The following is an 11,590-nucleotide window of genomic DNA, read 5'->3' on the forward strand; positions in this document are numbered from 1 at the left end:
TTTTAAATTTAAAACAAAATCTATAGATAGAAGAAATAATTTAGAAAGGTTTTAGAAAGATTACACCTTTAAAATAAACTTATAAAAGACATAAAGAGGTGTATTAAATGAAGGAAATTTTAAGGATTGAGAATAGGATTAACATCTATACTATCTATACCAGCTATACTTTTAGATTCATCAAGAAATGTAGTCTTAGTTGGATTGGCTATTATATTTGGAACTCCTATAATAACGACTATTTATGAAAAATTATATAATTATAGTATTTTTAAAGTAATAAGTACGATTGCAGACTCTAATACAAATTTAGCTTCTAATATAGGACTAAGTATTACTTATTTAGTAGTAGGGTTTGTAATATCTAGTTTTATTTTTTATAATAAAGAAATAAGGTAATATGTAGAGGATATAATTAAATAGCCTCTAACTTACATTTAAAAATATCGGGAGGCATTAAATGTATAACATTTTAGTAGTAGATGATGAAAAAGAAATTGTAGACTTAGTTGCTCTATATTTTAGAAATACTAACTATAATATAATAAAGGCATATGATGGTATAGAAGCTATTAATATTATGAATAAAAATAAAGTACATTTAGCTATAGTTGATATTATGATGCCTAAGCTAAATGGGTATTCTTTAATATCAAATATAAGGGAGAAAGATAATATACCTATAATAGTAATATCAGCTAAACTAGAAGGTTATGATAAAATACTAGCATTAGATATGGGAGCTGACGATTATGTAACAAAGCCTTTTGACCCACTAGAATTACTTGCAAGAGTTAATGCTCAAATAAGGAGAGTTTATGGATATTCTAAGATCTGTGATACTAAAGATCTAGTAATTGAAATAGGAAATTTAAAGTTAGATTTAGAAAGTTATAAATTAACAAAGGATGGTAAAGAGATAAAACTTACTTCTACCGAAATTAAAATAATTGAGCTATTCATGAATAATCCTAACAAAGTGTTCACTAAAAAGAATTTATTTGAATCAGTATGGAATGAAGCTTATATAGCAGAAGATAATGCAGTAATGGTTCACATAAGTAAGATAAGAGATAAAATAGAAGATGATAGTAAAAATCCAAAGTACATAAAGACTATAAGAGGTATTGGATATAAGTTTGAAGGGAGATAATATGACTTGGAAAAAAGGTAAAAGTTTATATAGCATCTTCATATTAAACTATATAGTGACGATAGTGGTATTTGTAATAGGTATAATACTATTTTTCTCCTTATTTATATACCAAATTTATATAGCAGCTGGAAAAGTGGGTGTAAATATAAATGACTATGATGCAAATCGTGTTTTAAAGGATGAATATAATGATATAGATGTTTCAAGTTTAATAGATAAAGGTGGATGGATAGAAGAAGTAAAGGATGGTAAAATAATAAAAATTATAGGTCAAAAAAAAGATAAAATAAATAATTATTCTGTAAGAAACTTAATTAATGATAAAAATATAAATAATGACTATGAATCTAAAGCCTATGAAGTTGGTGATATTAACTATATAGTTAAATTTCCTAAATATGCATATAAATTATCTCATGATTTATATAAACAAATAAATATAAAATCATATTTTACTATATCTCTAGTATTAACTATAATACTAGTATCCATAGTATTTATATTGATAACAATAATATCTATAAAAAAGTTGTCAAAACCCCTTAAAATTTTAGAAAAAGAAATAAAAAAATGAGCGAAGGATACTCAGATGTAGAGGTTAATTTTAACTCTTATAGAGAGCTTAATAGTATAAAAGAAGCTTTTAATAGTACTGTGGCTAAAATAGAAAAAACAAAGGAAGAAAAAAAGATTATAGAAGATAGTAAAAAAAGAATTATAAGAGATATTTCTCATGACATAAAGACTCCAATAACTTCTATATTAGGTTACTCAAAAGCTATTGTATCAGGACGAGTAACAGATGAAGAAGAAAAAAAGATCTATTTAAATTATATATATAATAAAACTAATAGAATAAATTATTTAGTAGATGAGTTATTTATATTTTCAAAACTGGATAGTCCAGAATATAAACTAAATTTGCAAAAATATGATTTAAGTGAGTTCTTAAGAGAACTAGTAGCACTATATTATATTGATATAGAAGAGAAAGACTTTATACTAGATATAGAAATACCCGAGGAAGAAATATATTCAATGATAGATATTAAAGAACTAGAAAGAGCAATAGCAAATATAATAACTAATTCTTTGAAATATAATAAAAAAGGAACTACACTTAGAGTAAGTTTATATAAAAAAGACTCCTATGCAAAAATATCTATAGAAGATGATGGTATTGGAATATCAGATAGCGTATCAAAGACAGTATTTGAAGAATTCGTTAGAGCTGATAAATCTAGAAAGACAGATGGTGGAAGTGGATTAGGACTTGCTATAACACGAAAGATAGTTAAACTTCATGGTGGAGATGTAAGACTATATAGTGGCGAAAACATGGGAACTAGATTTGAAATAAAGTTAAAAACCATATAAATTTATTAAAATAACCCCTTACTGAAAAATTCATTCAGTAAGGGGTTATTTTATAATTTTTACAATTTTCTGATAGTTTCGAGCGTGAAATTTAAGTAGCTTTTTTATTAAATATTATAGTTACAAGAGTTGACTAGGTTATCTAATTTGAACTTTGGATAAATAGGTTTTGATTTCCAAACAGAACTTTTAAGAATGTATTCTTTATATTCTTCAGTATTTTCTTTAAAATATTTATTTATGGATAATTCTAACATATCTTCTTTGTTGCTAAAGTTCATATAATTTAAATAAGAATTTTTTATTTCAGGATAGTTTATAACTAAGTGATTAAATTTGCTTTCTACAAATCTTAATTTATCTAATAGCCTTTTAGTTCTTAAATCAATTTCTTTATTTATATAAGTGGAATCTCTAGAACTATTAGTTAAATCAGATATAACTTTATATTGAATATTTTTTATCTTTCTATTTAATGTCATTGATAAGTAAAAAAGTTCTCCTAATTGCTTTTCTTTTTCATTTTCACCTTTCAATAATAATCTAATTGATGATAGGTCATTTTGAGAGAATATTGTAAGCTGAGTACCTTTATTAAATACCAATCTTAAAGGATATTTTAAATCTTTAGAAATTATTGTTTGTTTTAAAATTCCATTTTCAACTATAAAAAATTCTTCATTTTTATAGATTGCAAAATTTTGTCCGTAGTTATAATAAAGAGTTTTACAAGGCACAGCATCTCCAAATTCAAATGATATTAAATCTTCATTACTTTTTACAACTTCATCATCAACTAATATCGGATAGTAAAAACATTCAAACTTCATTATATATCCCCCCCTAAATCTATTTAAAAATTTTTATTTATATAATAATTATAGCTATAAAAAATATTTTTTGTGGTATTACCACAGTAATATTTAAAAATAAATAAAATAATTAAGTTGACAATCTATAAAATATATATTTTTTAATATATAAACTTTATAACTATATAAAGTTTTTTATATGAAAGAGTAAGATTGAAAAAAGAGGGTAATTATGGTAATGTACTTATTAGTGAAAATTATGCTCAAATAAGAACTAATTACTATAGGAGGACTAAAATTGAATATTTTTGTAAAAGATAAAGAATTTTATAAAAATGTAGCAGATATAAGTGTACCAATAGCTCTGCAAGGTCTTATAAATGTTGGGGTAAGTATGACAGATACAATGATGCTTGGTTCATTTGGTGAAATAACATTGTCTGCTGCATCACTTGCAAACCAGTTCTGTTTTATATTTTTAATAATTAACTTTGGATTAGGTGGAGGAGCTGGGGTTTTATCTGGACAATTCTGGGGAAAAAAAGATACAAAATCTATAAATAAAATACTATCCATACTTATAAAAGCTAGTGTGTTATTTGCACTGCTATTTTTATTTTTAGCACAAGTTTTTCCAGAAACTATAATGTCGATTTACACTAAAGAAACAGCTGTTTCAGCCAAAGGGATGATGTACCTAAAGATAGTATCACTTTCATTTATATTCCAAGGAATTTCAACTACTGTAAATATATTATTTAGAACAGTTGGAAGTGTGAAAGTTGCGTTATTTGCATCTATATCATCATTTTTTGTAAACGTATTTTTAAACTGGGTTTTAATATTTGGTAATCTAGGAGCACCTGAGCTTGGAATACAAGGTGCTGCAATAGCAACATTAACAGCAAGAATAATAGAATTTAGTGTTATAATGATATATTTATTTAAAATAGATAAAAAGCTTAATTTTAAATTTAAGTATTTATTACAATTAGATAGGGAGCTACTTAAAAATTATGTAAAAGTAGGAGGTCCAGTTTTAATAAGTGACTTAATACTTGCACTAGGGCTTAATATGGTCTCTGTAATAATGGGTAGAATCGGATCTGATATGGTTGCAGCAAATAGTATATCAAGTGTTGTTTTACAATTTACTAATGTATTTTTAATGGGGGTATCTAATGCAAGTGGAGTTATAACGGGAAATACAATAGGACAAGGTAAGCACAAACTAGCTCAAGAAAGAGCTGTAACATTTTTAGCAATGTCTATAATATTAGGGCTTAGCTCTTCATTATTTATATTTATACTTAAAAATATAATTATAGATTTTTACAATATAAGTGACACTACAAAGCAAATAGCCATACAACTTATGAATGCAACTTCATTTTTAGTAGTGTTTATGTCAATTTCGTCACTTCTTACAAAAGGAGTACTTCGTGCAGGAGGAGATACAAAGTTTTTAATGATAGCTGATATATTATTCTTATGGACTGTATCAATACCACTTGGAGCAATAGCTGGATTAGTATTTAAATTACCAGCAGGAATAGTGTTAATATGCTTAAAAATTGATGAGATTATAAAAGGTCTTTGGTGCGTAGGAAGATTATTAAGCAACAAATGGATAAAAAGTGTTGATGAAGATGAACAATGTAAACTAATTATAGAAGAATTAGTAATGCCAGAATAATTATAATTACCCATACCAATATATTTGATATTGGTATGGGTAATTTTATATTATTAAAAATTAAATTTGTATAAGTTTAATTAAATAAATCGATTATATCTTTATCAGATAAAGTTTTTAATAAATTACCATTTGATAAATCTCCATTAATAAACTCATTAATAAGTTCATTTTTACTTTCCTGAAGCTTTACAATTTTCTCTTCAATAGTTCCTTTAGCAATAAGCTTTATAACCTCAACAACATTTTTTTGTCCATATCTATGAGCTCTATCACTTGCTTGGTTTTCAACAGATGGATTCCACCAAGGATCAAAATGAATTACTACATCGGCACTTGTAAGATTAAGACCAGTCCCGCCAGCTTTTAGTGAAATTAAAAATACTTTGTTTTCATCAGTTTCATTAAACTTATTTACTAAAGATAATCTTTCCTTAGCAGGAGTAGATCCATCTATATAAGAGTATGTTATATTATTGTTACTAAGTTCATCTCCAATATTTTTAAGTACAGATGTAAATTGTGAAAACAATAATATTTTATGTCCATTTTCTATATAATCATTTAAAAGCTCGATTGTAGTCTCTATTTTTGAACTTCTACTATTGTAATCTTCAAGAATCACCCTAGGATCTAGACAGAGTTGTCTTAACTTTGTTAAGTAAGAGAAGATTACTATCTTATCTTTTTTAACATCTTTATCAACCATTTTTTCTTGAATATCCTTAACATAAGCACCATAGATCCTTTTTTGATCTTTATTTAGCTCAACGAAGAATTTTTTCTCTATTTTATCAGGTAGTTCTTTCATAACTTCTGATTTTGTTCTTCTAAGTATAAATGGCTGTATAAGTTTCTTTAGATTGTAAGTATTATCTTCATTATTAATAAATAATTCATAAAATCTTTTACGAGAATATAAATACCCAGGCATAATAAAATCAAATATTGACCAAAGTTCTAGTAAGTTATTTTCGATAGGAGTTCCTGTTAGAGAAAATCTTACTTTAGCATTAATGCTTTTAACAGCCTCAGTACTTAATGCTACTGGATTTTTTATATTTTGACCTTCATCAATAATACAGTAATCAAAAGTTTTATCCAGATATGAATCTAAATCGTTTCGTAAAGTACCATAGGTAGTTATAATAACATCTACACCTTCTAAGTTTTCTAAAGTCTTATCTCGCTCTTTTTTATTTCCATGAATTAAAGAAACATTCATATTAGGAGCAAAGGTTTCAAATTCATTTTTCCAGTTATAAATAAGTGATGTTGGCGTTATTATTAAACTTATTGGTGATTTAGCTTTTTCCTCTTTTTTAGACAATAAAAATGCTATAGTTTGTATTGTTTTACCAAGTCCCATTTCATCGGCTAAGATTCCTCCGAATTCATAATGGTCTAGGGTTTTAAGCCAATTAAGACCATTGACTTGGTAATCACGAAGGGTTGCATTTAAAGAGTTTGGAATATCAAAATTTATACTATCAATATTTTTAAATCGATCACAAATATTTTGAAGATTTTCAGTTCCTTTTACAAAGTCTAAATTTTTAGAATTTAATACATCATTTATATATAAACCCTTACTAGCATGTACTCTTTTATTTTCCATATCATTAATTAGGTCTAAGTTATCTATTAATTCAAAGAAATCTTTAGTTTCTCTCTGAGTTAAATTTATAAAACTACCATCCTTTAATTTATAGAATTTACTTTTTTCTTTAAAGGCAAGTAGTATATCTTTGTATTCATCTTTATCAATATCAGAGATACTAAAATCAAAATCTAAATAACCATCAATACCATTTTTTATGCTTGCTTGTATTGATGATGAATTATATATTTTTTTAGATTTAAATTTATCAGAGTAGTATACCTCACCAATATCTTTTAAGTTGTGAATTTCTTTATCTAAAAAGTTAAATAAGTGTAAATCATCTTCTTTAAATATATAAGTATTGCTTTCTTTTACAAATCCAAAAGATATTAAAATATTAGAAATTTCTTTTTCTTTATCTTTATCTGGAAGAATGAATTTTTGCCCGTTTTCATCATTATATACAAACTTTAAATCGCAAATAGTATCAGAGTGTTTAAAATCAAAATAAAACTCTACTTTAAAATCGCTTATTATATTATTTTTTATTTCTTCATCTAAAATTACTTTTTCAGAGATTTGCTTTAATTTAGGAACAAGATGACCTAAAAGACCAACCATATCTTCTTTATCAAATACTACAGTTTTACTTTCATTTAGTATTTCATAAATCTTTTTATAATTCAAAGAATCTTCATTATTTAATAAATAAATATTTTCTTCATATAAAACAACATCACCCTTACTTGTTAGAGGTATAGGCATATCACATTGGGAAGAAAGCTCTATTTTATTATCAAGTTTCTTAAAATCAAAATTAATAGGGATTAAATTTTCATTTATTTTAGGTCGATAAACTTCTTCTTTATAATTAAGAGTGAAATCTTTATTTTTTAAGGTTTTTAGAAATCTTTTTAACCCACTTTCACCTAAATCTAATATTTTAGGATTAATAGTTGAATTTATATGTGGATGATAGTTAGCGCCGTATTCTTCTATAATATCAACTATTGGTTCGTCTATATCTGAAAAATAATGGTTAATAGGGTCGTAAGTAAAGTTTTTACCGTAGTCTAGTGTAGAAGTAGATATTCTAGAATTTGAAAAATCTTTTAAACTTTTTAGTACATACATTTTATCCGTTCCTATTTTAAAATCAGCATGTATATTACCTTCATCTATAGTTAAATTAACTTCTAGATTAACTTGTTTTTTATAAGTGTCATCAAAAAATTCCAAAAGTTTTTTATCCGGTGTAGATGGATATATTTTAGGAGGTTTTTCATCTTCGAACTTTGTAATAATAGCTTTAGAAAAATCTTTTTTAGCCATTAAAATAGCTGAAATCGAAGTTGCAGCTAAATGTTTGCATATAAATAATTTAGTACCTGTGCTTTTTGATCTAAAATCTTCACAGGTACATCTTCCACCGATTATTTTAAAATTTATAGGATCTATTGAAAGTGTATTTGTATAAACTTCATTGTTAAATTCAGATTCTAAAACTCCTTCAAGAGTTATTATATTTTCATTTATATTAAAACTGACATGATCAACTAATTTTTTATTATAGTATTTAACACCCCTATTCCATCTAGGGATATCTGTATTTACTTTTATTAAATCTAGTAACTTATTATAGTCCAATTATTTCACCTTACTCTCATTTTGTATATAAAATATTATAGTCGATATTAAGTCTAATTACACAAAAATATTTTACCTATATTATATAAATATTTTTATGGGTAGTAAAAATTGACAAATTGTAGGAACAATTAATACTGCAAACTTAATACTATAATATTAGTGTAGAGTTTAATATTTTATCATTATTAGTACAATTAATAAACAGTTTAATTCATATATTAAAATAAAAAATAGGGAGATGGTAAAATGAAGTTATTAATACTTGATAGTGGGCATTCAGAATATGTACAAGGAAAAGAAGCACCAGATAAATCTATGAAAGAATGGGAATTCAATAATGATATGCAACATAAAATTAAAACTATAGCAGAAAAACAAGGAATAACTGTGTATTTAACTAACCCAAATCCGTCTAAAAAAAATGAAATGGGTCTTACTAGAAGAGCTCAATACGCAAATGACTATTGGATATCAAAAGGAAAGCCAGATGCGCTGTTTTTTAGTATTCATTCAAATGCATATGATTCAAAGTTTAATGCAGCTAGAGGAACTGAAACATATTATGCTTCTAATGCAAGCCAAAAATCTAAGAATGCAGCAAAAGATGTACAAGAAGAAGTATACAAAGTTATGAAATCAATAGACAGTGAAGCGAAAGATAGAGGTGTAAAAGTCGCAGATTTTACTGTAATATACAAAGCTTTAATGCCTTCAATACTTGAAGAATATGGTTTTTATACTAACAGAGAGGATTTAAAAATATTAAAAAATAACAGAGATGAATTAGCAGAAGCAACTGTGAAAGGTGTTTGTAAATACTTTGGAATAACATACAAAGAAGTAGGAGGAAATCCGCCATCAGAGTCACAAACTCCAGGTGAGGATGTTTATGAAAATTGTATAATATATAAAGGTGATGTAGATAAAAATATAGCTAATATTTTAGGTTGGGGACTAAAGGATTATATTATTGTACCATTACAAGAATATAAAGTAGGTTTAGGTAAAAAAGTTTTTGTAGTTGGAGTAGCTGCAAATGAAATAGAGGGAGACGTTAACTTACAAGGTAATAATAGATGGGATACTTTAAATGAAGTATTAGAATATCTAGGTAAGTAGTATTAAATAAATTAAATAGGATTATGATAAAAACAGAGTAAATTATTTACTCTGTTTTTTAATATATAGATAGATATATTAAACAATATTTGGGAAAACTTATTATATAAGGAGAAGATGCCAAATGGATAATTTAGTATTAACTTTACTATCGATAAATAAAGTGGGAAGAAAGACTGCTACTTATTTTATAGAAAAAATGCAAGATATGCCTAAAAATGAAGCAGATATAATAGATATGTTTATAAACATGAAGATAAATAACAATAGAATTATAGTGCCAAAATTAGATGATGTAAAAGTAGCAAGAGAAAAATCACAAGATACAATTATAGAATCTAAAAACCAAAACATTAACATGGTAGATATATTAAGTGATAATTTTCCTAGTAATTTAAAAAATATACCTAATACACCAGTTATATTATTTTATAAAGGAAATTATGAAAGTATTATAAATAAAGACTGTATAGCTGTTATTGGAAGTAGAAATGCAGATAAAAAAGGATTAGAGTCATCATATAGGCTAGGGAGTATATTATCAAAAGAAAACTATAGCATAGTTAGTGGATTAGCCTTAGGATGTGATGAAATGGCACATAAGGGATGTTTAGATGTAGGTGGGAATACTATTGCGGTTATGCCTTGCGGTTTAGATAACGTATATCCAAGAGAAAATTATAATTTAGCAGAGAACATCTTAAATAATAAAGGTTGTTTAGTAAGTGAATATCCTATTGGATATAAGTCATTTAAAAATAGTTTTGTAGAACGAGACAGAATACAAAGTGGGTTAAGTTTAGCTACAATAGTAGCACAAAGTGATATAAATTCAGGTACCATGCACACTGTAAATTTTACATTAGAACAAAATAGAATTTTAGGTTGTTTAGATATGAGATCGTCTTTAAATAGAAAAATAATAGATGAAAATAAAGGGATTATAATTGGAAGTAATTACGATATAAGTGAAATTAATAAAAAAATAAAAGAATATAAAAGTGGTTATAGAAGAAAAACTATTAATTAAATTTATTTTATGATATATTATACTTTGCATTTATGAAAAATATGTAATAATTTGTAGAAGAAAAATTGCATAAATGAAAGGGAGTATAATATGGAACCTATAAGAATAAAACCAGAAGAATTTAAATTAAGTAATTTTATAAATTACTATAAAGATAACTCAGAAGAATTACTTTTAGAATTCCCAGACTCTATATCAAGAGTTTGTTTAATAGATAAAGACTATATGGATGTAATAACTTTTGATGAGGATTATGAAGACTTAGAAGAAGCTGATGACTATATAAATTTGTTACTAGATGAAGAGTATTCACTTCATTTTGCTATAGGAAAGACATATGAAAGTTGTGAAAAAATAGAATTTATAGATGGAAAAAATATAGTATGAAACACTATGCAGAAGATTTATATGAAGATTCTAATAGTATAAAAGATATAGGAGAACTTAATCTGGACTTAGACCATTTAGTAGGTTTATTATTTGATTTTGCAGACAGTGAAATAATTATTTCTGTTGTAAATTTCGAACATGCAGGAGGAATAGGGACTCCAAGAATACAAGAAGTTGAAGATAGTGGAGATTTAGAAGAAATTATAAAAGAACTTATAGAAAGATTTAGTAAATAAAAAATTATTTTTGGATTTGTAGATTCTAAAGTTTATGATAGAATCAAATAATAATTTATAAAAAAATTGTAAAAAGATGTTTTAATATTAAATTCCGGTGTATATATATAATGATAGCTTATATAAGTAAATAATACAGGAGGAAGTTAATATGATAAAAATATGTTCAATGTGCTCAGGAATAAGTATAGATGAGTTAAAAGCGCGTTTAGGTGGAGAAGTTGAAATAGAAGATGGATGTATCTATGAATGCGGATCAGAATTAACTGCATACAAAGGTGAAGAGCTAATAACTGCTGATTCAGAAGATGAATTAATTGAATCACTTAAAAAAGCATAATAAATACTATTTTGAAGACTTGCCATTTTTAAAATATGTATTGTTTTATAAAAGGTATTACCATAAATTATGGTAATACCTTTTTAAATAATATAAATTTATATTATTTTTATTTATATTCTGCACCAGCATCGACTTTAGTAACTTGAACTGCTACCATTTCTTCATCATTACTGTTTGT

General features: G+C 25.6%; 12 protein-coding genes. 10 read left to right on the plus strand and 2 right to left on the minus strand.

Annotated features, from left to right (window positions below):
• Positions 1-126: 126 nt before the first annotated feature.
• The 4 genes from BN899_RS04060 to BN899_RS04075 all read left to right on the plus strand — a co-directional run bounded on the left by BN899_RS04060 (position 127) and on the right by BN899_RS04075 (position 2,533).
• Positions 127-399, plus strand: coding sequence for a hypothetical protein (locus BN899_RS04060; RefSeq protein ID WP_042273189.1), 273 nt, complete (start codon positions 127-129; stop codon positions 397-399).
• A 61-nt stretch (positions 400-460) separates the two neighbouring features.
• Positions 461-1,153, plus strand: a complete 693-nt coding sequence (locus BN899_RS04065; protein ID WP_042273192.1) for a response regulator transcription factor — start codon at positions 461-463, stop codon at positions 1,151-1,153.
• A gap of 1 nt (position 1,154) precedes the next feature.
• Positions 1,155-1,730, plus strand: a complete 576-nt coding sequence (locus tag BN899_RS04070; RefSeq protein ID WP_042273193.1) for a hypothetical protein — start codon at positions 1,155-1,157, stop codon at positions 1,728-1,730.
• Positions 1,727-2,533 (plus strand): sensor histidine kinase, encoded by an 807-nt coding sequence (locus BN899_RS04075; protein ID WP_052356576.1) that lies wholly within the window; start codon positions 1,727-1,729, stop codon positions 2,531-2,533. The genes BN899_RS04070 and BN899_RS04075 overlap by 4 nt, the downstream gene beginning before the upstream one ends.
• A 107-nt stretch (positions 2,534-2,640) precedes the next feature.
• On the opposite strand, the gene BN899_RS04080 is transcribed toward BN899_RS04075, so the two are convergent.
• Positions 2,641-3,363: a hypothetical protein gene (locus tag BN899_RS04080; protein ID WP_042273195.1), complete on the minus strand. Its 723-nt coding sequence runs from the start codon at positions 3,361-3,363 to the stop codon at positions 2,641-2,643.
• A gap of 280 nt (positions 3,364-3,643) precedes the next feature.
• On the opposite strand from BN899_RS04080, the gene BN899_RS04085 reads away from it, so the two are divergent.
• A complete protein-coding gene (locus BN899_RS04085; protein ID WP_052356577.1) occupies positions 3,644-5,041 on the plus strand; it encodes an MATE family efflux transporter in 1,398 nt (465 codons plus the stop codon).
• Between the two features lie 76 nt (positions 5,042-5,117).
• Here the strand turns inward: BN899_RS04085 and BN899_RS04090 are convergent, their stop codons facing one another.
• Positions 5,118-8,291 (minus strand): DEAD/DEAH box helicase, encoded by a 3,174-nt coding sequence (locus BN899_RS04090; protein WP_042273197.1) that lies wholly within the window; start codon positions 8,289-8,291, stop codon positions 5,118-5,120.
• Positions 8,292-8,540: 249 nt separating this feature from the next.
• Between BN899_RS04090 and BN899_RS04095 the strand changes: the two genes are divergently transcribed.
• The 5 genes from BN899_RS04095 (at position 8,541) to BN899_RS04115 (ending at position 11,409) form a co-directional block, all read left to right on the plus strand.
• The gene (locus BN899_RS04095) at positions 8,541-9,413 is read left to right on the plus strand and encodes an N-acetylmuramoyl-L-alanine amidase family protein (RefSeq protein WP_052356579.1); all 873 of its coding nucleotides are present in this window, start codon (positions 8,541-8,543) and stop codon (positions 9,411-9,413) included.
• A 124-nt stretch (positions 9,414-9,537) separates the two neighbouring features.
• Entirely contained in the window at positions 9,538-10,443 is a 906-nt protein-coding gene (locus BN899_RS04100; protein WP_052356581.1) for a DNA-processing protein DprA, read from the plus strand.
• Between the two features lie 90 nt (positions 10,444-10,533).
• Positions 10,534-10,830 carry a hypothetical protein gene (locus BN899_RS04105; protein ID WP_042273198.1) on the plus strand — a complete coding sequence of 99 codons (297 nt, stop codon included), beginning with the start codon at positions 10,534-10,536 and terminating at the stop codon, positions 10,828-10,830.
• On the plus strand, positions 10,827-11,069 hold the full coding sequence (locus BN899_RS04110) for a hypothetical protein (RefSeq protein ID WP_042273200.1): 243 nt from the start codon (positions 10,827-10,829) through the stop codon (positions 11,067-11,069). The genes BN899_RS04105 and BN899_RS04110 overlap by 4 nt, the downstream gene beginning before the upstream one ends.
• 151 nt (positions 11,070-11,220) lie before the next feature.
• Positions 11,221-11,409 (plus strand): hypothetical protein, encoded by a 189-nt coding sequence (locus BN899_RS04115; RefSeq protein WP_042273201.1) that lies wholly within the window; start codon positions 11,221-11,223, stop codon positions 11,407-11,409.
• Positions 11,410-11,590: the final 181 nt, after the last annotated feature.

This window comes from Faecalimicrobium dakarense (genome assembly GCF_000499525.1).
GTDB lineage: Bacteria > Bacillota > Clostridia > Peptostreptococcales > Peptostreptococcaceae > Faecalimicrobium > Faecalimicrobium dakarense.

Excerpts from the sequence above, each read along its gene's own strand:
- BN899_RS04065 (WP_042273192.1), top strand. The coding sequence starts at position 461 with ATGTATAACATTTTAGTAGTAGATGATGAAAAAGAAATTGTAGACTTA.
- BN899_RS04070 (WP_042273193.1), top strand. The coding sequence starts at position 1,155 with ATGACTTGGAAAAAAGGTAAAAGTTTATATAGCATCTTCATATTAAAC.
- BN899_RS04075 (WP_052356576.1), top strand. The coding sequence starts at position 1,727 with ATGAGCGAAGGATACTCAGATGTAGAGGTTAATTTTAACTCTTATAGA.
- BN899_RS04080 (WP_042273195.1), bottom strand. The coding sequence starts at position 3,363 with ATGAAGTTTGAATGTTTTTACTATCCGATATTAGTTGATGATGAAGTT.
- BN899_RS04095 (WP_052356579.1), top strand. The coding sequence starts at position 8,541 with ATGAAGTTATTAATACTTGATAGTGGGCATTCAGAATATGTACAAGGA.
- BN899_RS04100 (WP_052356581.1), top strand. The coding sequence starts at position 9,538 with ATGGATAATTTAGTATTAACTTTACTATCGATAAATAAAGTGGGAAGA.
- BN899_RS04105 (WP_042273198.1), top strand. The coding sequence starts at position 10,534 with ATGGAACCTATAAGAATAAAACCAGAAGAATTTAAATTAAGTAATTTT.
- BN899_RS04110 (WP_042273200.1), top strand. The coding sequence starts at position 10,827 with ATGAAACACTATGCAGAAGATTTATATGAAGATTCTAATAGTATAAAA.
- BN899_RS04115 (WP_042273201.1), top strand. The coding sequence starts at position 11,221 with ATGATAAAAATATGTTCAATGTGCTCAGGAATAAGTATAGATGAGTTA.